Genomic DNA, 25,862 nt, shown 5'->3' with positions numbered 1-25,862 from the left:
GGACTGACCCGCCTGAGTCTAGAAATCAGGAGTGCCCTCGCCGCGGATTTGCGTTCGGCGTGTCGCGTTCGGTGACGGCTTTGACCGGGTCGATGTCGGCGACGGCTCGGCGCGCCGGCGTACCCTTCGTTGCGGGGGCGGAATCCCACCATTACCTCCCCATACGTTCGGAGGTCCGCGCTCGCGGACCCGTTATGGCTCAATAGTGATCGAGGAATGACAGAGGGTGTCGCACAGATTGTGCGATCCCTGCGCGGCCCCCGCGTTCCCCCGATGGGGGCGGCGGGCGAGAGGAGCAGGGTGAACAGGCTGACGTTGCTGACCACAAGGGATTGCCACCTGTGCGTCGACGCGAGAGCGGCACTCGACCGGGTGACGCGCGAGTCGGGCGAGGCGTGGTCGGAGGTCGACGTCGCGCACGACGCGGCACTGGCGCGCGAGTACGGCGACCGGCTCCCGGTGGTGCTGCTCGACGGCCGCGAGCACGGGTACTGGGACGTCGACGTCCCGCGGCTGCTCCGCGACCTCCGGGCCTGACCGGTCCCCGTCAACGGACAAACCGGGCCGTCCTCGACACACCGAAAAACTCCGATTAACGGGCAAGACTGCATTTTCGGTGCAAAATCATTCTCAACGGCGGCTCGCCGGGAACAACCGGACTTCGGTACAGCTGGGCTTCGCCCAGTGTTACGGGGGTGTACCGCACCGGTCCCGCGGGCCGCCGTATCCGTGCGCCCCCGCCCCGGGTTAGCGCCGTCTGTGCGCGTCCGCGCCCCGCCCACCTCCTTGGGCCTGGCCTGCGAATCAGACCGGTCGCTATCCGGCCCGTTCGCCCGCTCGCTGCGTTGTCGGCGAATCGGATACAACACCGGTATCCGATCCGCCTTCCGCCTTGCGAGCGAACGAACGGACTCGGATACCGCCGCTCCCTGATTCACAGGACAGGCCCTAAGCTGAGTGGCGCGCCGGTGAACGGCGGCACGGAACCGACGGACCTGGAGTTCCACCATTGACCACCACCGGCGAAGGCACTGACCACCGGGCCCCTGCCGGCCCGCCCGCCGCGTCGGCCGACCTCCCGGCCGCGACGGTCAGGCGCCTGCCCGAGTACCTGCGCGCCCTGGGCGCGCTCTCCGAGTCCGGGGTCGAGACCGTCTCCTCCGAGACCCTCGCCGCCGCCACGGGCGTCAACTCCGCGATGCTCCGCAAGGACCTCTCCCAGCTCGGCGCCTCCGGGATGCGCGGCGTCGGGTACGACGTCGCCGCCCTCGCCACCCACATCGCCGGTGTGCTCGGACTCACCAAGGACTCGCGCGTGGCCATCATCGGCCTGGGCCACCTGGGGCAGGCCCTGGCCAGGTACCCCGGGTTCTCCGACCGCGGCTTCGACATCGTTGGCCTCTTCGACGCCGACCCGGGCATCATAGGGAGGGACCTGGACGGGATCAGGGTGCGCGACGTGGCGCTCCTGGCGCGGGCCGTACGTGACGAAGGCATCAACATAGGGGTGATCGCCACACCCGGAGCGGCCGCCCAACATGTGGCGGACCTTCTCGTAGATGCTGGTGTCACAAGCATTCTCAACTTCGCGCCGTGCGTGCTCGCAGTGCCGCAGGGCGTGGTCGTCCGCAAGGTCGACCTGGCGGTCGAGCTCCAGATCCTCTCCTTCCACGAACATCACAAGACGCTCGGGCCCGAGACGGCGCAGTATCGCAGGACCGGACGGCAGTCGGCCGGTCCCGAGGACCGCCTGCGGAGACGCAGATGAGCAACCCGAAGAGACGGGAACGGTGAAGTGAACCTCCTGGTAGTCGGCATCTCGCATCGCAGTGCCGCGGTCGAGACCCTCGAACGGCTCGCCGTCGGCCCCGATGCCGCCGCCGACCTCGCCCGCGCGCTCCTGCGCGGCGGCGAGATCCGGGAGGCCGTGGTGCTCTCGACCTGCAACCGCGTCGAGGTCTACGCCACCGCCGGGACCTTCCACGGCGGCCTGACCGCCGTCGTCGACGAGCTCCACCGCGTCTGGGGCCTCACCGAGACCGAAGCCGCCCTCGACTTCGCCTCCTGCGGGTACGTGCGCCACGGCGCCGACGCCGTCGCCCACGCCTTCCGCGTCGCGGCCGGGCTCGACTCGATGGTCGCGGGCGAACCGCAGATCCTCGGCCAGCTCCGCGAGGCCTACGAGACCGCGCGCGAGGCCGACCAGGTCGGCCGCCACCTGCACGAGCTGTTCCAGCAGGCGCTGCGCGTGGGCAAGCGGGTGCGCGCCGAGACCGACGTGGACGCCGCCGCGCCCTCGGTCGTCACCGCCGCCCTCGCCCTCGCCGAACGGGCGCTCGAAGGCAACGACCTGCCCGGCGACCCCGACTCCGGCGCGCTCAAGCGCGCCCGCGCCGCCGTCGTCGGCGCCGGGGCCATGGGCGGCCTCGCGACCGCGACCCTCGCCCGCGCGGGCGTCGCCTCTCTCGCTGTCGCCAACCGCGACCGGGGCAAGGCCGAGCGCCTCGCCCTCGAATGGGACGCCCGCCCCGCCGACTACGACGACCTCGCCGCGCTCGCCGCCGACGTCGACCTCCTGGTGTGCGCGACCGCCTCGCCCGAGCCGATCCTGCGCGCCGCGCACCTCGCCGGGCGCACCGCGCCGCTGGTCGTGTGCGACCTCGCGCTGCCCAAGGACGTGGCCGAGGAGGTGGCGCTCCTCGACGGCGTCACCGTCGTCGGCATCGCCGAGATCCAGCGCGACCGCGCCGCCGAGCACCCCGTGGCGGGCGGCGCCGCCGGTGCCGCCGCCGAGACGCTCGCCGAGGTCGAGGCCCTGCTCGCCGAGGAGATCGCGGCCTACACCGACAGCCTCCGCGCCGACGCCGTGACCCCCACGGTCGCCGCGCTGCGCGCCGTCGCCGCCGACATCGTCGACGCCGAGCTCTCGCGCGTGGCCCGCCGGGGCGACTTCTCCGACGACCAGCGCGCCGAGGTCGCCCGCACCGTGCACCGCGTGGTGCAGCGGCTCCTGCACGAGCCCACCGTGCGCGTACGCGAGCTCGCCGGGCAGCCCGGCGCGCCCGACTACGCCCGCGCCCTGCGCGACCTGTTCGCGCTCGACGGGGCCGCCGTCGCCGGGGTCCACGACCTCGCCGAGGCCCTCAAGGTCAACCCGGCGGTCGAGTCCGCCGCGGTGCCGACCGCACTGGCGGGACCCCCCGCCCCCCGATCGGCTCCCGCCGATTCCATTGCGCCTCAAGGGGACCGAGTCCCCTTGCCGGAGGCTGCGGCCTCCGGCGACGCGCGCCCCCGGGGCGCCGCCCTCGCAGAGACCGCCGCCCCGCCGCAGCCGGGAGCGCCATCGCCGCACCGGCCTTAAGAAGGGAAGCAACCCGTGATCCGAGTCGGGACCAGGGGATCGAAACTCGCGCTCGCACAGAGCGGCATGGTCGCCGAGGAGCTCGCCCGCGTCTCCGGCGAGCAGGTCGAGCTCGTGGAGATCAAGACCACAGGGGACGGGACCACCGTGCCCGTCGCCCAGCTCGGCGTCGGCGTCTTCGTCAACCAGCTGCGCGAAGCGCTCGAACGCGACGAGATCGACATCGCCGTGCACTCGTACAAGGACCTGCCCACCGCGCAGCCCGAGCACCTCGTCATCAGCGTCCCGCCGCGCGCCGACACGCGGGACGTGCTCATCGCCGCCGACGGCCGCACCCTCGCCGACCTGGGGCCCGGCGCCCGCATCGGCACCGGCGCGCCTCGGCGCATCGCCCAGCTCAACGCGCTGGGCCGCGGCTTCGAGTGCGTGCCGATCCGCGGGAACATCGACACCCGCATCGCCCGCGTCGGCGACGACCTCGATGGTGTGATCCTCGCTGCGGCCGGCCTGAAGCGGGTCGGACGCCAGGCGGAGGTGACGGAGTACCTGGACCCGCTGGTGATGCTTCCGGCTCCGGCACAAGGGGCATTGGCGGTCGAATGCCGCAAAGCCGACATGACATCTGCGCGGATCTCAAGTATGCTCAACGACCGGTACTCACAGGCCGCCGTCGCCGCCGAACGCGCACTTCTGCAACGACTCGAAGCCGGATGCAGCGCTCCCGTCGCCGCACTCGCCGATGTCGCCGAAAGCGCCGAACCCGGCGAGGTCGACCTGTATCTGCGCGGACTCGTCGGCGCCGTGGACGGCTCGGCCGTCGAGCGGCTCTCGACCACCGCCGCGCTCCCCGACAATGGTGCGACGGACGGCGCCGACCTGGCCGCCCGTGCCGCCGCCGTGGGGAGGGCGCTTGCCGAGGACCTGCTCGAAGCCGGGGCCGAGCGACTACTGAAGTAAGACGCAAGCTCAGACGACTGTTGATGGAGAGAACATGACCAGTGCCCGTAAGCCGGTGGGCCGCGTGCGTTTCGTGGGGACCGGCCCAGGCGACCCGGGACTGCTGACCAAGCGCGCCCTCGACGCGATCCGCGAGGCCGACCGGATCTACTACGACCGGTCGCTGCCCCAGTCGCTCATCGAGGCCGCCAAGGAGATCGCCGGCGACGACACGCGGCTCAAGCTCATCGAGTCCTCCCCGAGCGACCAGGGCAAGCTCATGGCCGCCGCCGCGCGCGAGGGCGAGCACATCACCCGCCTCATCGTCGGCGACGCCTACCCCAACCGCCTCGCGCGCGCCGAGATCAAGGCCGCCTCCGCCGAGCAGGCCCGCTTCGAGGTCATCCCCGGCATGAGCCACGCGCAGGCCGTCTCGGTCTACGCGGGCATGCCTCCCGGGGAGATCCGCACGGTCATCGAGATCGACGACATCGCCTCCGTCGAGCCGCTGGTCATCGCCGACGCGATCAAGCGCGGCTCGCTCACCGTCACCGCCGACGTCTCCGACCTCTCCAGCCTGCGCGACATCCTCCTCTCCGGCGGCGTCCCCGGCGAGACCGCCGTGGCCGTGACCGGCGACGCGACCGGCGAGACCGAGTACACCACCACGTCCTCCGTGGACACCTTCGTGGAGGCGGCCCTCGGCTACGCCGGGCAGGTCGTGCTCACCATCGGCCCCGGCGTCGACGACCGCCACGAGCTGGCCTGGTGGGAGGGGCGCCCGCTGTACGGCTGGAAGGTCCTCATCCCGCGCACCAAGGAGCAGGCCGGGATCATGTCCGAGCGCCTGCGCGCCTACGGCGCCATCCCGTGCGAGGTCCCGACCATCGCCGTCGAGCCGCCGCGCACGCCCGCCCAGATGGAGCGGGCCATCAAGGGCCTCGTCGACGGCCGCTACGCCTGGATCGTCTTCACCAGCCAGAACTCGGTGAAGGCCATCTGGGAGAAGTTCAAGGAGCACGGCCTCGACGCCCGCGCCTTCGGCGGCCTGCGCATCGCCTGCATCGGCGAGGCGACCGCCGACGCCGTGCGCGAGTTCGGCATCGAGCCCGAGCTCCTGCCGACCGGGCAGCAGTCCTCGGAGGGCCTCCTGGAGGTCTTCCCGCCGCACGACCCGATCCTCGACATGGTCGGCCGCGTGCTCCTGCCGCGCGCCGACATCGCCACGGAGACCCTCGTGCAGGGCCTGTCCGAGCGCGGCTGGGAGGTCGACGACGTCACCGCCTACCGCACCGTGCGCGCCTCGCCGCCCGCCGCGGACATCCGCGACGCCATCAAGTCCGGCGGCTTCGACGCGGTCCTGTTCACCTCGTCCTCGACGGTGCGCAACCTCGTGGGCATCGCCGGGAAGCCGCACCAGCGGACCGTCGTCGCCTGCATCGGCCCGGCCACCGCGGACACCGCCACCGAGTTCGGCCTCCGCGTGGACGCCAAGCCCGAGAACGCCTCCGTGCCCGACCTCATCGAGGCGCTCGCGGAGTACGCGACGGAGCTGAAGCAGCGCCTCGCCGAAGGACCCATCAAGACCCGTCGCGGACAGAAGGTCCAGGGCCCCACCGCCCTGAGGTTCCGCTAGAGCTACCAGAAAGTAGGAGGCCGCAGTGCCGAACAGCTCCGAACTCCCGGTGATCCGACCTCGGAGGCTGCGCCGCACTGCGGCCCTTCGCCGTCTCGTGGCCGAGACCCGCGTCCACCCCTCCGACCTCGTGCTCCCGCTCTTCGTCAAGGAGGGTCTGACCGAACCGGTCGAGATCGCCTCCATGCCCGGGGTCTACCAGCACTCCGTCGACTCGGCGCGCAAGCTCGCGGTCGAGGCCGCCCGCGCGGGGATCGGCGGCCTCATGCCGTTCGGGATCCCGGCGGTGCGCGACGCCCTCGGCTCGGGCGCGACCGATCCCGACGGCATCCTCAACGTCACGACCCGCGCCATCCGCGAGGAGATCGGCGACGACCTCGTGCTCATCCCGGACCTGTGCCTGGACGAGTTCACCGACCACGGCCACTGCGGCGTCCTGCGCGAGGACGGCGCCGTCGACAACGACGCCAGCCTGGCGCGCTACGCCGAGATGGGCCGCTGCCTCGCCGAATCGGGCGCCGACCTCCTCGGCGCCTCCGGCATGATGGACGGCCAGATCGGCTACGTCCGCGCGGCCCTCGACGAGTCGGGCCACACCGACACCGGCCTCCTCGCCTACGCCGCCAAGTACGCCAGCGCCTTCTACGGGCCCTTCCGCGACGCGGTCGAGTCGCAGCTCCAAGGCGACCGGCGCACCTACCAGCAGGACTCGGCGAACGCGACCGAGGCGCTGCTTGAGATCGACCTCGACATCGAGCAGGGCGCCGACATCGTCATGGTCAAACCGGCGCTGCCGTACCTCGACATCGTGCGAGCGGCAGCGGAGCGCAGTCCCGTTCCCGTTGCGGCCTACCACATCTCGGGCGAGTACGCCCAGATCGTGGCCGCCGCCGAACGCGGCTGGATCGACCGCGACGCGGCCATCCTGGAGTCCCTCACCAGCATCAAACGTGCCGGAGCCGGGATCATCGCCACCTACGCGGCCCTCGACGCGGCGGCCCTGCTCCGCTTAAAGTGAAGTTATTTTGCATTCATTGCAGCTATAATGCTGACATGAGTGAAATCAGCATGACCATCAGGCACGTGCCCGCCGAGTGGCGCGACGAACTGGCCGCCCGCGCGGCCCGTCAGAGGCAGTCCTTGCAGGAGTACATGCTCAGCCAGCTTGGAAGCCTCGTCGCACGCCCTCCTCTCGATGAAGTCATCGAGCGGGCACGAGTTCGCGCCCGAAACTCGGGTGTGCGCTTGACCGTGGAAGAGGTTCTCGAAGCACGAGACGCCGATCGCCGGTGAACCCCGGGGAGAACGTGGCGGTCGACGCTTCGGCCCTGCTATTCGCTCTGATCGACGGGGCGGGCACAGGAGAGTGGATCGGCGAACGACTTCGAGGCAACACCGTCTATTCCTCCGAAATGGTGCACTACGAGGTCGCCAATCAGATCCGGGTGCACCATCGCAGGGGCAGGATCGATGGAACCACGGCCAATATCGCCTTTCAAGACCTGATGGCGATGGAGATCCACACGGAGCCGTTCTCAGTGATCGCGGATCGCGTCTGGGAGTTGCGCGGCAGCGTTACCTCCTACGACGCTTCGTACATAGCAGTCGCCGAGTGGCGGCGGGCGCCGCTCTTGACGCCCGACCTGCGGCTCACCCGAAGCAACGGGCCGCGATGCGAGTTCCTCACACCGCCTGACCTGTGACCGCCTAGGACGGCTCGGATTCGATTTCGGCGATCTTGGCCTCGACCCGTTCTCCCATGCCGTCCACCAGGGTCGTGAAGGCCTGTTCGAGGTCGATGCCGTAGCGGTCGGCGAGGACCAGGAGGGACCAGAGGCAGTCGGCGAGCTCGTGCTCGATCGAGGTGCCGGGGAGGGTGCGGGCGTTCTCGGCGACCTGGATCGCCTTGGCGAGGTCGCCGACGTCGCCGGAGAGGCCGAGCATCAGGTCCTTGGGGCCCCAAGGCTGCTGCCCCTGCGCGGCGTTGAGTCGGTCGAACCGGTCGGCGAGTTCCAGTGCCTGCTGTCGCAGTGCTTCGAGTTCCACGTCCGCAATGGTGCACGGTCGCGGCGCGTTCCGCTAGGGCGTCCCGGGCGGCAGGGCCGTGGCGAGGTAGGCGCTGAGGGCCCGCTTCGTCTCGGACACCACCGCGGGCAGTGCCGCCTCCGTCGCCGCCATGACCATCGGCAGTAGGCCTCTGAACAGGTGCACGGCCACCTCTGCCGTCAGCGCGCGCTGCTCGGGCGGCAGGCCGGGGGCCTTCGTCTTCAGGATCAGGTCGAGTCGCTCGAACATCGCCTGTTGGGCCGGGCGCTTGGCGTTCGCCATGTCAGCGGCCAGGTGCGGGTCGGCCAAGAGCGCGTAGAAGCCCGGGTTCGCCCTGTCGAAGGCCACCACCGGGTCGATGATCCGGTCGATCATCGCCGCGAGCGGCAGTTCGGCCACCGCCGGGTCGAAGGCCTCGCCGTGGGCCTCGCGCAGACGTGTGAGGTACCGGGCCATGAGCGCCTCGGCGATCGCCTCCTTGTTCTTGAAGAACTGGTACAGCGTGCCCGGCGAGGCGCCCGCCGCTGCCGCGATGGCGTTCGTGCTCGCCTTCGCGTAGCCCTGCGCGGCGAAGACCTCCTCGGCCGCGTCGAGGAGCTCTGCCATGCGCTTCTCGCCCCTGGCCTGGCGTTTTCTGGCCGGCTTCACCGTGTCCTCGGTCACTGGGCTCCTTCCGACTTGATAATACGAGTCCAAACTCGTATTTTAGATTGCGAGCGCTCACTCGTATTCAGTCTATGCCGGTCGGGAGACCCCATGACCACCACCGCTCCAACCCGCCCCGCACGCCGACTCGGCGATGCGATCGTCCGCCGCAGGCGCGCGGTCCTCGTCGCCTCGCTCCTGCTCTTCCTCGCCGCCGCGATCGTCGGCTCCGGGACCATGAACGCCCTGGTCCTCTCCCGGTTCGAAGCCCCCGGCTCGGCGTCGATCGCGACCGGCGAGCGCCTCGACCGCGACTTCGGCGTCGGCTCCGCCAACTTCCTCCTCCTCGTCACCGCCGTAGACGGCGACGTCGACTCCCCGGCCAGCGCCGCCGCCGGAGCGGCCCTCGCCGACGAACTCGCCGCGAGCGGGCACACCGCGGCCGTCCAGTCCTACTGGGACGCGGCGTCGCCGGCCCTCCGCAGCGAGGACGGCACGCGGGCGCTGGTCACCGCCTATATCCCCGGCGACGTCACGTACGTGCGCGAGGAGGTCCTGCCGCGGCTCAAGTCGGACTTCACGCGCGAGGGCGGAGCGATCGCGGTCGCCGTGGGCGGCTCCGACGAGCTGTTCCGCGAAGCGGCGCAACTCGCCCGCGAGGACTTCCTCCTCGCCGAGGCCATCGTCATCCCCGGTCTGCTGATCCTGCTCATCGTGCTGTACCGCCGCCCGGTCGCCGCGTTCCTGACCATCGGCGTCGGCCTCTTCGCCCTCGCGCTCTCCCTCGCCGCCATGCGCGCCGTCGCCGCCGCCACCGAGGTCTCCACCTTCGCCGCCAACCTCGTCCTCGTCATGAGCGTCGGCCTCGCCGTCGACTACTGCCTCTTCATCGTCAACCGCTTCCGCGAGGAGTCGGCCCTCCATGACCGCGCCGAAGCGGTGGCGCGCACCGTCGCCACGGCCGGGCGCACCGTCCTCTACAGCGCCGTCACCGTGGCCGCGAGCCTCTCGGCGCTGCTGCTCATGCCGTTCCCGTTCCTGCGCTCTTTCGGTTACGCGGGCATCGTCGTGCCCCTCGCCGCGGTCCTCGGCGCGACCGTGGTCCTGCCCGCGGCCCTCGCGGTCTGGGGCGGGCGCGTGGAACGGCGCCGGCCGCCGCGCCCGGTCGAGTCGGGCCGCTGGCACCGGCTCGCGACCGCCGTCATGCGCCGCCCGGTCCTGTGGGGACTCGCCGCCCTCGTGCTCGTCGGCGTGCTCGCCTCGCCGCTGACCGGCGTGCGCTTCGGCGTCCCGGACGAACGCGCGCTGCCCGAGGACGCCCCCAGCCGCGTCGTCACCGACCAGATCACCGCGGGCTTCACCGCCGAGGAGACCGACGCGCTCCTGGTGCGCGTCGAGGGCGCCGACGAGGCGGGCCTCTCGGCCTACGCCGCCGCGCTGTCGGAAGTGGAGGGCATCGCGCAGGTCGACGCCGCCACGGGCCGGTTCGTGGACGGCGCCCTGGTCGGCGCGGGCGATCCCGGCCGCTTCGCCTGGGCGGGGGACGCGACCTGGCTGTCGGCCGTGCCCACCGTCGCCGCCATGCGCGACGACCCGTACGCGATGGTCGCCCAGGTCCGCTCGCTCGACGCGCCCTTCGCGACCGCGGTCTCCGGGTACCCCGCCGACCTCGCCGACTTCCGCGACGCGCTGCTGGACCGGCTGCCGCTCGTCCTCGGACTCATCGCGCTCGTCACCTTCGCGATCCTGTTCCTCATGACCGGCAGCCTCGTCGCGCCGATCAAGGCGCTGGTCCTGAACGGACTGTCGATGGCGGTCATGTTCGGCGCCCTGGTGTGGGTGTTCCAGGAGGGCAACCTCGCGGGCCTCCTCGAGTTCACGCCGCAGGGCTCCTTCGAACCGAGCATCCCGATCCTCATGTTCTGCGTCGCGTTCGGCCTGTCGATGGACTACGAGGTGTTCATGCTCGCGCGCATCAAAGAGGAGTACGACCGCACCGGCGAGCGCCGCGGGTCGATCGCGGTCGGACTCCAGCGCTCGGCGCCGCTCGTCACCGCCGCCGCGGCGGTGCTGGCCTTCACGTTCGCCGTCTACGCGACCGGCGACGTGGTCTTCCTCAAGATGCTCGGCCTCGGCATGGCGGTCGCGGTCCTGGTGGACGCCACGGTGATCCGCGGCGTCCTGCTCCCGGCGGCCATGCGCCTCACCGGCGACCGCAACTGGTGGGCGCCGGTCCCGCTCAAGCGCCTCCACGCCCGCATCGGCCTGCGCGAGTTAGCCCGACGCCCCGGGCCGGTAAGAAGGTCGCGCCGACGAAGACTGGTTCGGGGCGCAGGCGCACGCCGAAGCGCATCTCGACCTCGTCGGCGACCTCGTAGGCGAGCGCGAGGAGGTCGGCGGTGGTCGCGCCGCCCCGGTTCGTCAGGGCGAGAGTGTGCTTCGTGGACAGTCCGACGCTGCCGCGGCGGTGGCCCTTCGCGAACCCGGCCGCGCCGATGAGCCACGCCGCCGACACCTTGACCAGGCCCTCGCCCGCGGGCCAGTGCGGCGGCTCGCCGCCCGCGCGGTCGGCCAGCTTCCGGAACTCGTGCTCGCCGACCACCGGATTGGTGAAGAACGAGCCCGCGCTCCACGTGTCGTGGTCGTCCTCGTCGAGGACCATGCCCTTGCCGCGCCGCAGCTCCACGACCGCCTCGCGCACCTCGCCGAGCGGGGCGCGACCGCCCACGTCGACGCCGAGGCGCTTCGCCAGCTCCGCGTACGCGATCGGCGCCGAAAGCCCGCTCTCGGCGAGACGGAAGTCCACACGCAACACCAGGTACCGGTCCGAGTGCTTGAAGACGCTGTGCCGGTAGGCGAAGCCGCACTCGGCGGGCGTCCAGTCGCGGATCTCGTCCCGCTCGCGGTCCCAGACCCGCACGGCGGCGATCGTCTGGGCGACCTCCTGGCCGTACGCGCCGACGTTCTGGATCGGGGTCGCCCCGGCCGAACCGGGGATGCCGCTGAGGCACTCGACGCCCGCGAGGCCCTCGGCCACCGTCCAGGCGACGAACTCGTCCCACACCTGCCCGGCCTCCACGCGCACCACGTCGCCCTCGCGGGCGATGCCGCCGCCGCGCAGCAGCAGCACCGTGCCGTCGAAACCGGCGTCGCCGACCACCACGTTGCTGCCCCCCGCGAGCACGAGCGTCGAGCCCGCCGCCGCCCGCAGGGCCTCGACCGCCTGCGCCGAGGACTCGGCCACCACCAGGTCGCGGGCCGGGCCGCCCAGGCGGAGCGTCGTGTACGCGCTGAGCGGTTTGCCGGAATTCCGACGGTCCGCGGTTGTCCGTGGGCTGGCGTCTGTCACACCCGAAAGCCTAAGCTTTACGCAGGCTACGAGGAACGGCGGTCACCATGGCTAAGCTGCGCATCACCGACTACCTCACCGAGTTGAAGACCGAGGCCGCGGGCCTGCGCTCGGTCTGCGAGCCCGAGGTGCTCGACCGCGTCGCGCCCTCGCGCCCCGACACCACGGTCGCCGGCATCCTCCTCGACCTCGCCCGCCTCTACCGCTGGGCCGTGGCCGCGATGCTCACCCCCGTCGCCGACGACGACCTCCCCGAACCGCCGCTCGCCGTCGCCTCCGGACCGGCCGTCCTCGATGTCTTCGACCAGGCCCTCGCCGCCGTCCTCGACGCCGTCGAGTCCCGCCCCGCCGAATCCCCCGCCTGGACCTGGGCGCCCGTGGAATGGCGCGCCGAGTTCTGGCACCGCCGCGTCGCCGTCGCCAGCGCCGTCGCCCGCTGGGACCTCCAGATGGCCGTCGGCGCCACCGCGCCCGTCCCCGCCGCCCTCGCGTCTGAGGCGATCTCGGAGGTGTTCGAGGCGTTCCTGCCCGTCGGGGCCCGCCGCGGCGCCCACCCCGGCGCCTCCGGGCTCGTGCAGCTGTTCGCGCAGGACGCGGACGCGACCTGGTTCGTGCGCCTGCGGGAGGGCCGCGTCGCGCTGCTCGACCAGCCCGACTCGGTGACCGCGCTCCAGTCCCGCGCGGCCGGCTCGGCCTCGGACATCGCGCTGGCGCTGTGGGGGCGGCTGCCGTTCGGCATCTGCGACGTGGTCGGCGACGAGCGCCTGCTCCAGGCGCTGCGGGTCGAATAACGTTTCGGTAAACGTTCCCTCGAATCCGGACAAACGTTCGGGGCCCACTTGGCAAAGGCATTCTCGCGACGCTAGGCTCACCACACGCTCCGCGGTGCCCGCATCGCGCAGCGCGCGTCACAGCGCAGGGCCGCGCCGCCTGGTGAGGTCCCGTCCCGTGACGGCACAACCGCCTTTTACAACGGATCGTCTGGCACGTACCTGCCAGTGAAAGGGAACATCACCATGGCAACAGTGACATTCTCGGATGCCTCGCGCATCTACCCGGGCACCGAGAAGCCCGCCGTCGACAAGCTCAACCTGGAGATCAACGAAGGCGAGTTCCTCGTCCTCGTCGGCCCGTCCGGTTGCGGCAAGTCCACCTCGCTGCGGATGCTCGCCGGCCTGGAGGAGATCGACGAGGGCTCGATCTTCATCAACGACACCGACGTGTCGAACCTCCCGCCGAAGTCGCGCGACATCGCGATGGTCTTCCAGAACTACGCGCTGTACCCGCACATGTCCGTCTTCGACAACATGGCGTTCGCGCTCAAGCTGCGCCGCATGCCGAAGGCCGAGATCAAGCAGCGCGTGGAGGACGCCGCCAAGCTCCTCGACCTCACCGACTACCTCGGCCGCAAGCCGAAGGCCCTGTCGGGCGGCCAGCGCCAGCGCGTCGCCATGGGCCGCGCCATCGTGCGCGAGCCGCAGGTGTTCCTCATGGACGAGCCGCTGTCGAACCTCGACGCCAAGCTCCGCGTCCAGACCCGCTCGCAGATCGCCTCGCTCCAGAAGCGCCTGGGCATCACCACCGTCTACGTCACCCACGACCAGGTCGAGGCGCTGACGATGGGCCACCGCATCGCGGTCATGAAGGACGGCCTCCTCCAGCAGTGCGACTCCCCGCGCGTGCTCTACGAGAAGCCGAAGAACACCTTCGTCGCGGGCTTCATCGGCTCCCCGGCCATGAACCTCAAGACCGTGAGCCTGACCGAGTCCGGCGGCCTGTTCGGCGACGTGACCCTCCCGCTCTCGCGCGAGGTCCGCGACGCGGCCACCCAGGACGGCGGCGACCAGCAGGTCACCATCGGCATCCGCCCCGAGCACTGCCAGCTCGGGACCGAGGGCTCCGGCGGCATCGCGATCGAGGTCGACCTCGTCGAGGAGCTGGGCTCCGAGGCGTACGTCTACGGCCACGCCGCCTACAACGGCTCCTCGGAGCGGTTCGTCGTGCGCACCGAGTCGCGCAACGTCCCGCGCCTGTCCGAGACCGTGTACGTCGTGCCCGAGCCGGGCCACGAGCACGTGTTCCACGCCGCCACCGGCGAGCGCTTGAACTAAGCGACACGAGGAGAGGGCCGCGCGGGTACCCGCGCGGCCCTTTTCCGTCGCCGAAACGCGGCCGCAACGCGCGGAGCGCTACCGTTGCGGGTATGGCCGCGGTCACCCCCAGTAGACCGATCCCCGCCGGCGCCGACGAGTACACCGTCGGCACCGTCTACCACCGCGCCCTCGACGATGGCAGGATCGAGTGCACCGTGTGCCCGCGCGCCTGCCGCCTGCGCGAGGGCCAGCGGGGCCTGTGCTTCGTGCGGGCGCGCAGCGGCGACCAGATCGTCCTGACCTCCTACGGGCGCTCGTCGGGGTTCTGCGTCGACCCGATCGAGAAGAAGCCGCTCAACCACTTCCTGCCCGGCTCGCCGGTGCTGTCCTTCGGGACGGCCGGGTGCAACCTGGCGTGCCGGTTCTGCCAGAACTGGGACATCTCCAAGTCCCGCGAGATCGACACGCTCTCCTCGGCGGCCGGTCCCGAGGCCCTCGCGGCGGAGGCCGCACGCCTGGGTTGCCGCTCGATCGCCTTCACCTACAATGATCCGACCGTGTTCTTGGAGTACGCGGTCGACTGCGCTGCGGCGGCGCGGGCGGCCGGACTGCGGGCCGTGGCGGTCTCGGCGGGTTACATCAACGCCGGGGCGCGCCGGGAGCTGTACGCGCACATGGACGCCGCGAACATCGACCTCAAGGCGTTCACCGAGGCCTTCTATGAGAAGGTCGCGTTCGCGTCCCTCTCGAAGGTCTTGGACACGCTCGAATACCTGGTGCACGGCACGGACGTGTGGACCGAGATCACGACGCTCCTCATCCCGGGGCACAACGACTCGGACGCCGAGATCGCCGCCGAGTGCGCCTGGATCGCCGAGCACCTCGGCCCGGAGGTGCCGCTGCACTTCACGGCGTTCCACCCGGACTTCAAGATGCGGGACGTGCCGCCCACCCCGCCGGCGACGCTGCGGCGGGCGCGGCGGATCGCGCTCGACGCGGGGCTGCGGTTCGTGTACACGGGGAACGTGCACGACCCGGAGGGGCAGACGACCACGTGCGCATGCGGCGAAGCCCTCATAGTGCGTGATTGGTACCGAATTGACCGTTATGCGGTGTCGGATAGCGGACAGTGCACTGCCTGCGGTGCCCGCCTTCCCGGCGTTTTCGACGGACCGGCGGGAGACTGGGGTCCCAGGCGGCAACCGATCCGCATCGCCGCACCGTCCAAGACACCGACACCGTCCGAACACCCGGCACCGACCAGCTGACGAGCGCCGGCCCGCCCGTCGCGGCGACCCGAACACCCGGGCCGCCACCACCGCCACAGGAAACCACCACCGGAAGACCAGCGATGCCTTCGATCACGTCACACACGGTGCGGCCCCCGGCCGTCGCCGGCAGGTTCTACCCGGCCGACCCCGAGCGCCTGCGCGCCGACATCACCGCGCTCATCGACGCCGTAGGCCCCGTGAGCGAACCGCTCGCGGGCGCCTACATCGTCCCGCACGCCGGATACCGCTACTCCGGCCCCGTCGCCGCCGAGGTCTACGCCCGCCTCGCCGCCCACCGCGGCCGCGTCAAGCGCGTCGTGCTCGTCGGCCCCTCCCACCAGTACCCGCTCCGCGGCCACGCCGCCGCGCCCTACGCCGCCTGGCGGACCCCGCTGGGGGAGGTGGCGGCCGCGCCCACGGCCGTCGTCGGCTCCTCGCGCCTGCCGCACGAGGCCGAACACTCCCTCGAAGTGCAGCTGCCGTTCCTCCAGGTCGCCCTCGGCGAAGACGTCGAGGTCACCCCGGTGGCCTGCGGCATGAGCCAGACCCCCGACACCGCCCGCATCATCGCCGCCCTCCTGGAGGAGGCCGGGGACGACGCCGTCCTCCTGTGCTCGACCGACCTCTCGCACTACCACGACCAGGGCACCGCCGCCCGGATCGACGAGGCCACCGCCGAGGCGATCCGCTCCCTGCGCCCCCGCGAGATCGCCGCCCAGCACGCCTGCGGCGTCTTCGCGCTCCGCGGGACCGTGGCCTGGGCCGACGCCACCGGCCGACGCCCGCGCCAGCTCGCGCTCGCGACCTCGGCCGACACCGCCGGGACGCCCGAACGCGTCGTCGGCTACCCGGCCTTCGCGGTGGAGCGCCCGGCCATCGCCGAATAGCCGCCCGCGGGCGTGTGATCCGGCCTCGCCGCGGCGAAACTCGCATGAGGTTCCCGCGGCCGGGCATTTACCCTGTAAGACGTGACCGAGCACGAGCAAGAGACCACTGACGCCGAGGACCTTCCCGAGCAGATGCAGATCCGGCGCGAGAAGCGCGCCGCCCTCCTCGCGGAAGGCAAGGAGCCCTACGCGCTCGGCTACCCGCGCACCCACACCCTCGCCGAGCTGCGCGAGCGGTTCGCGGGCCTCGCCGACGGCGAGTCCTCAGGGGTCACCGTCGCCACCACCGGACGGGTGATCTTCGTGCGGACCGCCGGGAAGCTCTGCTTCGCCCGCCTGCGCGACGGCGACGGCACCGAGTTCCAGGTGATGCTCTCCCTGGGCAAGGTCGGCGAGGAGGCCCTCGCGGACTGGAAGCGGCTGGCCGACATCGGCGACCACATCGGCGTCACCGGCGAGGTCGTCTCCTCCAAGCGCGGCGAGCTGTCGGTCATGGCCGACTCCTTCGCCATCACCGGCAAGGCCCTGCGCCCCCTGCCCGTGGCCCACAAGCCGCTCGCCGAGGAGACGCGCGTGCGCCAGCGCTACGTCGACCTCATCGTGCGCCCCGAGGCCCGCGCGAACGCCCGCAACCGCGCCAAGGTCGTCCGCTCCCTGCGCGACCAGCTCGACGACCAGGGCTTCATCGAGGTCGAGACCCCGATGATGCAGGTCCAGCCGGGCGGGGCGACCGCGCGGCCGTTCGTGACGCACATGAACGCGTACGACATCGACCTGTACATGCGCATCGCGCCCGAGCTCTATTTGAAGCGGTGCGTCGTCGGCGGGATCGACCGCGTATTCGAGATCAACCGGAACTTCCGCAACGAGGGCGCCGACTCGTCGCATTCGCCGGAGTTCGCGATGCTGGAGGCCTATCAGGCCTACGGCGACTACCGCACGATCGCGGCCGTCACGAAAGGGCTCATTCAAGGCGCGGCCCGTTCGGCCTTCGGTTCCGAGACGGTCACTCTGGCCGACGGCTCGGAGTACGAGCTCGGCGGCGAGTGGGACGAGATCACCGTCTTCGGGTCCCTTTCCGAAGCGCTCGGAGAAACAGTGACCGTCGACACCCCGCTTGAGACGCTGCGGGCCTACGCCGAGAAAGTCGAACTCGGCGTCGACCCGATCTGGGGACCGGGGAAACTCGCCGAGGAATTGTTCGAGCACCTGGTCTCCGACCATCTGCACGCGCCCACGTTCGTCTTCGACTACCCCGAGGAGACCTCGCCGCTCACCCGCGGTCACCGCACCACTCCCGGACTCACCGAGAAATGGGACCTGTACGTCCGCGGCTTCGAACTCGGCACCGGCTATTCGGAGCTCATCGACCCGGTGATCCAGCGCGAACGCCTCGAAGCCCAGGCCGGACTGGCCGCCAAGGGCGACGACGAGGCCATGGGCGTCGACGAGGACTTCCTCCGGGCGATGGAGTACGGCCTGCCGCCGCTGTGCGGCATGGGCATGGGAATCGACCGGCTCCTTATGGCGCTCACCGGACTCGGCATCCGAGAGACGATCCTCTTCCCGCTGGTGAAACCTGAATAGCAAAGGAATGCGACCGCGCCGGTCGTCCCCGAGTTCCGCGCTCTGCGCATTGGACCGGTCTTCCGGCGCGGTCCCCTTTTGCCCGCAGAGGGGTCCGTCTGGCGTATTCGAGTCGCCGGTGACCTGGCGGGTAGTCGCGCATTCACAAATTCATCCGGCCACCCTCTTTCCCTTCTCTAAGGGACTCGTATATGCTCTGGCACTAGTAAGACGGTCGTACCGCTAACGCCGATCGCTTCATTTCGAGAGGAATTTGCCATGGCGAAGAAGACACAGGTCATCCTGATCGACGACATCGACGGCAGCAAGGCTGAGGAGACCGTCAAATTCGCCATCGACGGGCAGGCCTACGAGATCGACCTCTCCGCATCGCACGCGAAGGAACTGCGCGACGCCCTGGAGAAATTCCAGGAGGCCGGCACCAGACTCGGCCGGTACAGCCTGGGCGCGCCCCGCGGACCGGTGCGCGGCGCCGCCGCGCCCCGACGCCAGACTGTGGACCGTGAGCAGAACAAGGCCATCCGCGAGTGGGCCGAACGCGCCGGGAAGCGCGTCTCCCCGCGCGGGCGCATCCCGCAGGCGATCGTCGAGGAATACAACGCCGCCCACAACTAGTTCCGGCCGCGACAAGTGCGGGCCGCGACTGGGACTCCGGCGCACCGACTCGGCGCCCGCCCCCTCGGGGGCGGGCGTTTTCGCGTTTCACGGGCGCGGCGGCGGCGCCATTGTTCGCTACGGGAGTCGAACGGGTATTGCGCTCAGAGCGAACCTGTTATCACCTGGAATGGCCGAAGGTGCACGCTTGTTGTCACCCACGTGGCACCCGTCGTCCGCGGACCCGGGAGATAAGGTGTACGCACAGGGTTTTGCAAGCCACGACCAGTAACGACGACGAAGTAGCGGCGGACGCGAGGAGCAGAAGCGCATGTTTGAACGGTTCACGGACCGTGCCCGACGGGTGGTCGTCCTGGCTCAAGAAGAGGCCAGGATGCTCAACCACAACTACATCGGCACGGAACACATCCTGCTCGGCCTCATCCACGAGGGCGAGGGCGTGGCGGCGAAGGCCCTGGAGAGCCTGGGCATCTCCCTGGAAGGCGTGCGCCAGCAGGTCGAGGAGATCATCGGCCAGGGCCAGCAGGCCCCGTCCGGCCACATCCCCTTCACCCCCCGGGCGAAGAAGGTCCTGGAGCTGAGCCTGCGCGAGGCGCTCCAGCTCGGCCACAACTACATCGGCACCGAGCACATCCTGCTCGGCCTCATCCGCGAGGGCGAGGGCGTCGCCGCCCAGGTCCTCATCAAGCTCGGCGCCGACCTCAACCGGGTCCGCCAGCAGGTGCTCCAGCTCCTGTCGGGCTACCAGGGCAAGGAGCCCGCGGGCGCGACCGCCGGCGGCACCTCCCAGGAGGCCCAGCAGTCCGGCTCGCTCGTGCTCGACCAGTTCGGCCGCAACCTCACGCAGGCCGCCCGCGACGGCAAGCTCGACCCCGTCATCGGCCGCCAGCGCGAGATCGAGCGCGTCATGCAGGTCCTGTCGCGCCGCACCAAGAACAACCCGGTGCTCATCGGCGAGCCCGGCGTCGGCAAGACCGCCGCCGTCGAGGGCCTCGCGCAGGCGATCACCAAGGGCGAGGTCCCCGAGACCCTCAAGGACAAGCAGCTGTACACGCTCGACCTCGGCGCGCTCGTCGCCGGGTCGCGGTACCGCGGCGACTTCGAGGAGCGCCTGAAGAAGGTCCTCAAGGAGATCAAGACCCGCGGCGACATCATCCTGTTCATCGACGAGATCCACACGCTCGTCGGGGCCGGTGCCGCCGAGGGCGCGATCGACGCGGCCTCGATCCTGAAGCCGATGCTCGCCCGCGGCGAGCTCCAGACCATCGGCGCGACCACGCTCGACGAGTACCGCAAGTACCTCGAGAAGGACGCCGCCCTGGAGCGCCGCTTCCAGCCGATCCAGGTGGCCGAGCCGTCGCTGGCGCACACCATCGAGATCCTCAAGGGCCTGCGCGACCGCTACGAGGCCCACCACCGCGTGTCCATCACGGACGGCGCCCTGGTGCAGGCCGCGACGCTCGCCGACCGCTACATCTCCGACCGGTTCCTGCCGGACAAGGCCATCGACCTCATCGACGAGGCCGGCGCGAGAATGCGCATCCGCCGCATGACCGCACCGCCGGACCTGCGCGAGATCGACGAGGAGATCGCCGAGACGCGACGCCAGAAGGAGTCGGCGATCGACGCGCAGGACTTCGAGGCCGCCGCGCGCCTGCGCGACACCGAGAAGCGCCTCCACGAGAAGCGCGCCAAGCGCGAGCAGGAGTGGAAGGCCGGCGACCTCGACCAGGTCACCGAGGTCGACGAGGAGATGATCTCCGAGGTCCTCGCGAACTGGACGGGCATCCCGGTCTACAAGCTGACCGAGGAGGAGACCTCCCGCCTGCTCAAGATGGAGGAGGAGATCCACAAGCGGATCATCGGCCAGGAGGACGCCGTCAAGGCCGTCTCCAAGGCGATCCGCCGCACCCGGGCCGGCCTCAAGGACCCCAAGCGCCCGTCGGGCTCGTTCATCTTCGCCGGGCCCTCGGGTGTCGGCAAGACCGAGCTCGCCAAGGCCCTCGCGGAGTTCCTGTTCGGCTCCGAGGACTCCCTCATCCAGCTCGACATGTCCGAGTTCCACGACCGGTACACCGTCTCGCGGCTCGTCGGCGCGCCTCCCGGCTACGTCGGCTACGACGAGGGCGGGCAGCTCACCGAGAAGGTGCGGCGCAAGCCGTTCTCGGTGGTCCTGTTCGACGAGATCGAGAAGGCCCACCCGGACGTGTTCAACACGCTCCTCCAGATCCTGGAGGACGGGCGCCTGACCGACGGCCAGGGCCGCATCGTGGACTTCAAGAACACGGTGCTCATCCTGACGACGAACCTCGGCACGAGGGACGTCGGCAAGGCCGTGTCGCTGGGCTTCCAGGCCGACGCCTCCGAGGGCGGCGACTACGAGCGGATGAAGGAGAAGGTGAACGAGGAGCTGAAGAACCACTTCCGCCCCGAGTTCCTCAACCGCATCGACGACACGATCGTGTTCCCGAAGCACTCCCAGGAGGCGATCGTCTCGATCGTGGACCTCATGGTCAAGCGCATCGAGGACCAGCTCGCCAACCGCGACATGGCCCTGGAGCTGACCGACAACGCGAAGCTGTACCTCGGGCACAAGGGCTACGACCCGGTGCTCGGCGCGCGGCCGCTGCGCCGGACGATCCAGCGCGAGATCGAGGACACGCTCTCGGAGAAGATCCTCTTCAACGAGTTCACGGCGGGCCAGATCGTCATCGTCGACGTCGACGGCGACCCGACCGACGTGGAGAAGACGAACCTGACCTTCAGGGGCGCCGACAAGCCCGCGGGCGTGCCGGACACGCCCCCGGCCGAGCTGGCCGGCGAGCGGGCGCCCAAGAGCCCGGGCGCCGGGACCGGCACGCTGCCGCCGAAGAGCCCGGGCGCCGGGCCGCGCGGCAGCCAGGCGGGCCAGGGCGGCGCGTAGCCTCCTGACGACGATGAAGCGGGGCGGGACCGAACGGTCCCGCCCCGCTTCGCGTGCGCGCGTCGCGTTCTCTCACACTTTCGAGGGACATTTTTCCTTACGACGGTAAGGACGGCGGTTTCCTGTCGTACCCGCGCAGAACAATTGGCGTGGGGTCGCCCCCCTGGGAGGGCGGGGGACTACCCGGAGTCCGGCGGGGTGTCGCACATGGGCGCGGGCACGAAAAAAGCCGGAGCGCCTGCTCCGGCTTCTCTCTTCTCGCCAGTGGCGGAGGCCGTGCATTCAGGCCTCGCCACTTCGTGGCGGAGGATAGGGGATTCGAACCCCTGAGAGCTTTCACTCAACACGCTTTCCAAGCGTGCGCACTAGGCCACTATGCGAATCCTCCGCGGAGTACCTTACCCGACGCCCCGAGCCGGTCCCAACTGGGTTGCGGGAGGTGACCTGCGTTGCACCGCGCACGCTTTCCGGGTGTGCGCACGGGCGTGACCCCGGTGACCTTGGAGGCGCTCCCGGTTCGCTTCGCAGCCCGCGGTGCGGTAGGCTTTTGCCCGTCTCCCATGCGGCGTCATCTTGTGAACCTCCCCAGGGCCGGAAGGCAGCAAGGATAAGCGGGCTCTGTCGGGTGCGTGGGAGACCCAGCCGCCTTAGCTCAGTCGGTAGAGCGTGTTACTCGTAATAACAAGGTCAACGGTTCGATTCCGTTAGGCGGCTCCATGAAGGCCCTGCTCGCAGGGCCTTTTTTCGTGCCTTCAGGGGGCGGCTGGGAGGGTCACCGTGACGGTGAGGCCGCCGTCGGGGTCGGCGGTGGCGGTGGCTTCGCCGCCGTGGGCTTTGGCGATGGCGCGGACGATGGAGAGGCCGAGGCCGGCGCCTTTGGAGGCGGTGGCGAGGCGTTCGGTGCCGAGGCGGCGGAAGGGCTCGAAGAGGCCCGGCACTTCGAACTGCGGGACCACCGGGCCCGAGTTCGCGACCTCCAGGACCGCCTTGACGCCTTCGGTGCGCGTCGCCACCCGTACCCAGCCGTCTTCGGCGGTGTTGTAGCGGACGGCGTTCTCGACGAGGTTCTGGACGAGGCGCTCCAGGAGGATCGGCTCGCCGAGGACGGGGGCCTCCGCGCAGTCGGCGGTGACGTCGAGGCCTTCGGCGGGGGTCTGGGCGGCGACGTGCTCGGCGATGTCGGCGAGGTCGAGGTAGGAGCGCTCGGAGAGCTCGCGGTCGGAGCGGGTGAGGAGGAGCAGGCCCTCGATGAGGCGCTCGTGGCGGGCGTTGAGCTCCAGGAGGGTGTCGCCGAGAAGGCGCACCTCCGCGGAGGCGCCCTTGCGGTTCACGGCGACTTCGAGCACGGCGCGCGTCACCGTCAGGGGCGTGCGCAGTTCGTGGGAGGCGTTGGAGACGAAGGTGCGCTGGCCGTCGAAGGAGTCGTCGAGGCGCTCCAGCATCCGGTTGAAGGTCTCGGCGAGTTCGCGCAGCTCGTCGCGGGGCCCGTGGATCGGGATGCGCTCGTGGAGGCGCTTGTCGGCGGCGGGGGCCTCGGCGATGCGGGCGGCGGTCTCGGTGACGCGCTTGAGCGGGCGCAGCATCCGCCCGGCCACGAGCCAGCCGACGGCGATGGTGCCGACGCTGACGAGCAGGAGCGCCTGTGTCCCCTGGTTCCTGAGGGTGTCGAGCAGCTCGGTCCAGGCCTCGGTCTCGATGTACCTGATGTTCTCCTCGCTCATGAAGATCTGCGCGGTCGGGTCGCCCTCCTTCGGGGGCGCGGTGCCGAGGACCGACTTGTTGACCTCCCCGCCGACCGTCGTCTCCGGCTTCTCGTCGGAGACGAGCGAGTACGTCAGGAACAGGAGCAGGAGGCCCCCGACGATGAAGACGCCGCCGTAGACGATCGTCAGGCGGGCGCGGAGGGTCAAGCGGGGCATGGGGCGGCCTCTCATCGGATGCGATAGCCCACGCCGGGCTCGGTGAGGACCACGGGCGGGTCGCCGAGCTTGCGGCGCAGTTTCAGGATCGACATGCGCACGGCCTGCGTGAACGGGTCGGTGTGCTCGTCCCAGGCCTTCTCCAGCAGCTGCTCGGCCGAGACCGGCGCGCCGTCGGCGCGCAGGAGTTCGGCGAGCACCGCGAACTCCTTGCGGGACAACGGGACGTACCTGCCGTCGCGGAACACCTGGTGCAGGTGCGCGTCGAGGGTGATCCCGGCGCGGGCGAGGACCGGCGGCGCGGCCGTGCGCGCCCGCCGGCCCAGGGCCGCCACGCGCGCGGAGAGCTCCCGGAACGCGAAGGGCTTGGGCAGGTAGTCGTCGGCGCCGAGCGCCAGGCCCGCCACGCGGTCGTCGATGTCCGCGGCGGCCGTGAGCATGAGGACCCGCGTCCCGCCGCCCGCGGCGCCGATCGCGCGGCACACCTGGTCGCCGTGCACGACCGGCAGGTCCCGGTCGAGGATCACCACGTCGTAGTCGTTGACGCCCACGCGTTCGAGCGCCGCGCCCCCGTCCAGCGCGACGTCGACCGCGTGGGACTCCCCGCGCAGCCACTCGGCGACCGCGTCGGCCAGCAGCGGCTCGTCTTCGACCACCAGGATTCGCATGACCCCATCATGGCGCGCCGCGCATTGCCGCGGCATTGCCGCTTCGGCTTACGGCCGCGCAACGCCCTGAACGCTGTACTGGCCCAACGGCACCGGGACCTCCCCGGCAGCCGGGAAAGGCACCCCATGCGGCGTTACAGCATCGCACTCCTCCTCGGCCTCCTGGCCCTCTTCCCGCTCGCCGCCTGCACCGACGACGACGGTGACGGCGTCTCCAGCCTCGACAGCCCGGGCGCCTCCGAATCGGCCGCCGACGACGGCGGTGGCGGCGAAGAGGACGCCTTCCAAGAGGCCCTCGCCTACTCCGAATGCATGCGCGAGAACGGGATCGAAGGCTTCCCCGACCCTGAGGAGAACGAGGGCGGCGGCATCGGCCTGAGCCTCGACAAGTCCGTGGACCCTGAGAGCGACGAGTTCAAGGCCGCCGAGGCGGCCTGCGAGGACCTCCGGCCCGGTCCCGGCGACGACGAGACCGTCGACCCCGAGGTCTACCAGGCCCTCATCGAGTACTCCGAATGCATGCGCACCAACGGCGTCGAGGACTTTCCCGACCCCGAACCGAACGGCGGCATCATGATCGACTCCAACATGGGCTTCGACACCGAGAGCGACGAGTTCAAGGCCGCCGAAGAGGCGTGCAGGGACCTGCGCCCCGGCGACGGCGAAGGCGACCTCAGCGAAGGCGACGAGTGATGCGCACGCGACTCGCGGCCGCGCTGGTCCTCCTCGCCCTGGCCGCCGCCTGCACCGACGAAGCCCCGCCCGCGGATGAAACGGACACGGTCGGCGCCTACGCCGCCTGCATGCGGGACAACGGCATCGAGGACTACCCCGACCCGGCCGACGACCCCGACAGCGGCGGCGGCGGCCTCACCCTGCCCGACAGCATCGACGTCGAAGGCGCCGAATTCCAGGACGCAGCCGAAGCCTGCATCGAACTGCTGCCCGGCCTCAACGACGAAGACGGCATCGACCCCGACGTCTACGAGGCCTTCCTCGAGTACGTCGAGTGCATGCGCACCGAAGGCGTCACCGCCTACCCCGACCCCGAGGCCGACCGGCTCGTCAAGGCCGACGACCTCGACGCGGCCGGGATCGACACCGGCAGCGAGTCCTTCGAGGCCGCACACGCGGCGTGCAAGGAGAACCTGCCGCCCGAACTGAGAGGACAGGTCGGATGACCACCCGGACCACGCGCCGCCTGCACGCGGCCCTGCTCCTGGCCCTCGCGCCCCTGGCGCTGGCCGCCTGCACCCGAGAGGACGACGGCGACGGCGTCTCCAGCCTCGGCACCGAGACCGCCTCGGAGGCCGCCGAAAGCGCCGGGGACGACCCCATGGCCGTCGCCGTCGCCTACTCCGAATGCATGAGGGACAACGGGATCGAGGACTACCCCGACCCCGTGTGGGGAGAGGACGGCGGCATCTCCAGCGGCCTCGAAGGCTCCGGCGTCGACCAGGACACCCAGGAGTTCACCGACGCCCACGACGCCTGCTTCCCGATCCTCGAAGCGGGCATGGGCCCCGGCAGCGAGGCCTACGAGGAGACCCGCGAGCAGCTCGTGGCCTACGCCGAATGCATGAGGGACAACGGCATCGCCGAGTTCCCCGACCCCGAGGAGCAGGCCGGCGGCGGGTTCGCCGTCGGCGGCGTCCCCAAGGAGGTCCAGAACAGCGACGAGTATGCCGCGGCCGAGGAGGCCTGCGCCGAATTCCTGCCCAACCTGCGAGGAGACGACGAATGAGCAAGCGAAGGAGCGGCCGCACCGGAAGGGTGGTCGCGGCCACGGCGATCGTGATCGCCGCCGGAGGCGCCGCAGCGGCGGCCTTCGGGTTCGACCTCACGGCCCTCGGCGGCCCCGCCGAGGCCGAGTCCAGCGGCGCCGCGCCCGCGACCGCCGAGGTCGTGGCGCAGACGCTCACCCAG

23 protein-coding genes, 2 tRNA genes, 1 other RNA gene and 2 pseudogenes are annotated in these 25,862 nt (G+C 70.8%); 22 read left to right on the top strand and 6 right to left on the bottom strand.

Going from position 1 to position 25,862, the window contains the following annotated elements:
• Positions 1 to 273 precede the first annotated feature (273 nt).
• The 8 genes from E9998_RS06230 to E9998_RS06195 all read left to right on the top strand — a co-directional run bounded on the left by E9998_RS06230 (position 274) and on the right by E9998_RS06195 (position 7,636).
• Complete coding sequence (locus E9998_RS06230; protein WP_136529171.1) at positions 274 to 537, top strand: glutaredoxin family protein; 264 nt, start codon at positions 274 to 276, stop codon at positions 535 to 537.
• Positions 538 to 1,009: 472 nt separating this feature from the next.
• A complete protein-coding gene (locus E9998_RS06225; protein ID WP_136528852.1) occupies positions 1,010 to 1,768 on the top strand; it encodes a redox-sensing transcriptional repressor Rex in 759 nt (252 codons plus the stop codon).
• A 27-nt stretch (positions 1,769 to 1,795) separates the two neighbouring features.
• Positions 1,796 to 3,361 carry a glutamyl-tRNA reductase gene (locus E9998_RS06220; RefSeq protein WP_136528851.1) on the top strand — a complete coding sequence of 522 codons (1,566 nt, stop codon included), beginning with the start codon at positions 1,796 to 1,798 and terminating at the stop codon, positions 3,359 to 3,361.
• A 15-nt stretch (positions 3,362 to 3,376) separates the two neighbouring features.
• Positions 3,377 to 4,318: a hydroxymethylbilane synthase gene (gene hemC, locus E9998_RS06215; RefSeq protein ID WP_136528850.1), complete on the top strand. Its 942-nt coding sequence runs from the start codon at positions 3,377 to 3,379 to the stop codon at positions 4,316 to 4,318.
• A gap of 34 nt (positions 4,319 to 4,352) precedes the next feature.
• On the top strand, positions 4,353 to 5,933 hold the full coding sequence (locus tag E9998_RS06210) for a bifunctional uroporphyrinogen-III C-methyltransferase/uroporphyrinogen-III synthase (protein ID WP_136528849.1): 1,581 nt from the start codon (positions 4,353 to 4,355) through the stop codon (positions 5,931 to 5,933).
• 25 nt (positions 5,934 to 5,958) lie between these two features.
• Positions 5,959 to 6,951: a porphobilinogen synthase gene (gene hemB / locus E9998_RS06205; RefSeq protein WP_204745291.1), complete on the top strand. Its 993-nt coding sequence runs from the start codon at positions 5,959 to 5,961 to the stop codon at positions 6,949 to 6,951.
• A 35-nt stretch (positions 6,952 to 6,986) separates the two neighbouring features.
• A complete protein-coding gene (locus E9998_RS06200; RefSeq protein WP_204745290.1) occupies positions 6,987 to 7,226 on the top strand; it encodes a hypothetical protein in 240 nt (79 codons plus the stop codon).
• A 14-nt stretch (positions 7,227 to 7,240) separates the two neighbouring features.
• Positions 7,241 to 7,636, top strand: coding sequence for a type II toxin-antitoxin system VapC family toxin (locus E9998_RS06195; protein ID WP_158299708.1), 396 nt, complete (start codon positions 7,241 to 7,243; stop codon positions 7,634 to 7,636).
• 4 nt (positions 7,637 to 7,640) lie between these two features.
• Here the strand turns inward: E9998_RS06195 and E9998_RS06190 are convergent, their stop codons facing one another.
• Positions 7,641 to 7,979 (bottom strand): MazG nucleotide pyrophosphohydrolase domain-containing protein, encoded by a 339-nt coding sequence (locus E9998_RS06190; protein WP_136528847.1) that lies wholly within the window; start codon positions 7,977 to 7,979, stop codon positions 7,641 to 7,643.
• Positions 7,980 to 8,012: 33 nt separating this feature from the next.
• Positions 8,013 to 8,642, bottom strand: coding sequence for a TetR/AcrR family transcriptional regulator (locus E9998_RS06185; RefSeq protein ID WP_204745289.1), 630 nt, complete (start codon positions 8,640 to 8,642; stop codon positions 8,013 to 8,015).
• 93 nt (positions 8,643 to 8,735) lie between these two features.
• Here E9998_RS06185 and E9998_RS06180 point away from each other — a divergent pair.
• Positions 8,736 to 10,817, top strand: a pseudogene (locus E9998_RS06180) (MMPL family transporter); the annotation flags it as partial.
• 46 nt (positions 10,818 to 10,863) lie between these two features.
• Here E9998_RS06180 and E9998_RS26110 read toward each other — a convergent pair.
• Positions 10,864 to 11,973: a UDP-N-acetylmuramate dehydrogenase gene (locus E9998_RS26110; protein ID WP_136528846.1), complete on the bottom strand. Its 1,110-nt coding sequence runs from the start codon at positions 11,971 to 11,973 to the stop codon at positions 10,864 to 10,866.
• A gap of 47 nt (positions 11,974 to 12,020) precedes the next feature.
• On the opposite strand from E9998_RS26110, the gene E9998_RS06170 reads away from it, so the two are divergent.
• From E9998_RS06170 to E9998_RS06140, 7 genes and pseudogenes are all read left to right on the top strand, one after another.
• The gene (locus E9998_RS06170; protein WP_136528845.1) at positions 12,021 to 12,764 is read left to right on the top strand and encodes a hypothetical protein; all 744 of its coding nucleotides are present in this window, start codon (positions 12,021 to 12,023) and stop codon (positions 12,762 to 12,764) included.
• Between the two features lie 225 nt (positions 12,765 to 12,989).
• Positions 12,990 to 14,084, top strand: coding sequence for an ABC transporter ATP-binding protein (locus E9998_RS06165; protein WP_136528844.1), 1,095 nt, complete (start codon positions 12,990 to 12,992; stop codon positions 14,082 to 14,084).
• 92 nt (positions 14,085 to 14,176) lie between these two features.
• Complete coding sequence (amrS, locus tag E9998_RS06160) at positions 14,177 to 15,334, top strand: AmmeMemoRadiSam system radical SAM enzyme (RefSeq protein WP_136528843.1); 1,158 nt, start codon at positions 14,177 to 14,179, stop codon at positions 15,332 to 15,334.
• Between the two features lie 83 nt (positions 15,335 to 15,417).
• Entirely contained in the window at positions 15,418 to 16,224 is an 807-nt protein-coding gene (amrB, locus tag E9998_RS06155; RefSeq protein ID WP_136528842.1) for an AmmeMemoRadiSam system protein B, read from the top strand.
• 132 nt (positions 16,225 to 16,356) lie between these two features.
• Positions 16,357 to 17,811, top strand: a complete 1,455-nt coding sequence (gene lysS / locus E9998_RS06150; RefSeq protein WP_136529167.1) for a lysine--tRNA ligase — start codon at positions 16,357 to 16,359, stop codon at positions 17,809 to 17,811.
• A gap of 258 nt (positions 17,812 to 18,069) precedes the next feature.
• Positions 18,070 to 18,426, top strand: coding sequence for a histone-like nucleoid-structuring protein Lsr2 (locus E9998_RS06145; protein WP_136528841.1), 357 nt, complete (start codon positions 18,070 to 18,072; stop codon positions 18,424 to 18,426).
• Between the two features lie 310 nt (positions 18,427 to 18,736).
• Positions 18,737 to 21,247 (top strand): annotated as a pseudogene (locus tag E9998_RS06140) (ATP-dependent Clp protease ATP-binding subunit); the annotation flags it as partial.
• 402 nt (positions 21,248 to 21,649) lie between these two features.
• Here the strand turns inward: E9998_RS06140 and E9998_RS06135 are convergent.
• Positions 21,650 to 21,737: transfer RNA gene (locus E9998_RS06135), tRNA-Ser, on the bottom strand.
• Positions 21,738 to 21,899: 162 nt separating this feature from the next.
• Between E9998_RS06135 and ffs the strand changes: the two genes are divergently transcribed.
• Positions 21,900 to 21,993: signal recognition particle sRNA small type (gene ffs, locus E9998_RS06130), an RNA gene on the top strand.
• A tRNA-Thr gene (locus E9998_RS06125) sits at positions 21,991 to 22,066 on the top strand. The genes ffs and E9998_RS06125 overlap by 3 nt, the downstream gene beginning before the upstream one ends.
• Before the next feature lie 35 nt (positions 22,067 to 22,101).
• Here E9998_RS06125 and E9998_RS06120 read toward each other — a convergent pair.
• Positions 22,102 to 23,268, bottom strand: coding sequence for a sensor histidine kinase (locus E9998_RS06120; RefSeq protein ID WP_240037520.1), 1,167 nt, complete (start codon positions 23,266 to 23,268; stop codon positions 22,102 to 22,104).
• A gap of 11 nt (positions 23,269 to 23,279) precedes the next feature.
• Entirely contained in the window at positions 23,280 to 23,936 is a 657-nt protein-coding gene (locus tag E9998_RS06115; RefSeq protein ID WP_136528838.1) for a response regulator transcription factor, read from the bottom strand.
• Between the two features lie 126 nt (positions 23,937 to 24,062).
• Between E9998_RS06115 and E9998_RS06110 the strand changes: the two genes are divergently transcribed.
• The 4 genes from E9998_RS06110 to E9998_RS06095 form a co-directional block, all read left to right on the top strand.
• Positions 24,063 to 24,629, top strand: a complete 567-nt coding sequence (locus tag E9998_RS06110; protein WP_136528837.1) for a hypothetical protein — start codon at positions 24,063 to 24,065, stop codon at positions 24,627 to 24,629.
• Positions 24,629 to 25,117 (top strand): hypothetical protein, encoded by a 489-nt coding sequence (locus E9998_RS06105; RefSeq protein WP_136528836.1) that lies wholly within the window; start codon positions 24,629 to 24,631, stop codon positions 25,115 to 25,117. Before E9998_RS06110 ends, E9998_RS06105 begins: the two co-directional genes overlap by 1 nt.
• Complete coding sequence (locus E9998_RS06100; protein WP_136528835.1) at positions 25,114 to 25,680, top strand: hypothetical protein; 567 nt, start codon at positions 25,114 to 25,116, stop codon at positions 25,678 to 25,680. The genes E9998_RS06105 and E9998_RS06100 overlap by 4 nt, the downstream gene beginning before the upstream one ends.
• A partial coding sequence (locus E9998_RS06095) for a hypothetical protein (protein ID WP_204745287.1) occupies positions 25,677 to 25,862 on the top strand: 186 nt, incomplete at its 3' end. The genes E9998_RS06100 and E9998_RS06095, both read left to right, overlap by 4 nt.

The sequence above is a fragment of the Glycomyces paridis genome, assembly GCF_004912155.1.
Classification (GTDB): Bacteria; Actinomycetota; Actinomycetes; order Mycobacteriales; family Micromonosporaceae; genus Glycomyces; species Glycomyces paridis.
This window is presented reverse-complemented; position numbering and strand designations above follow the sequence as displayed.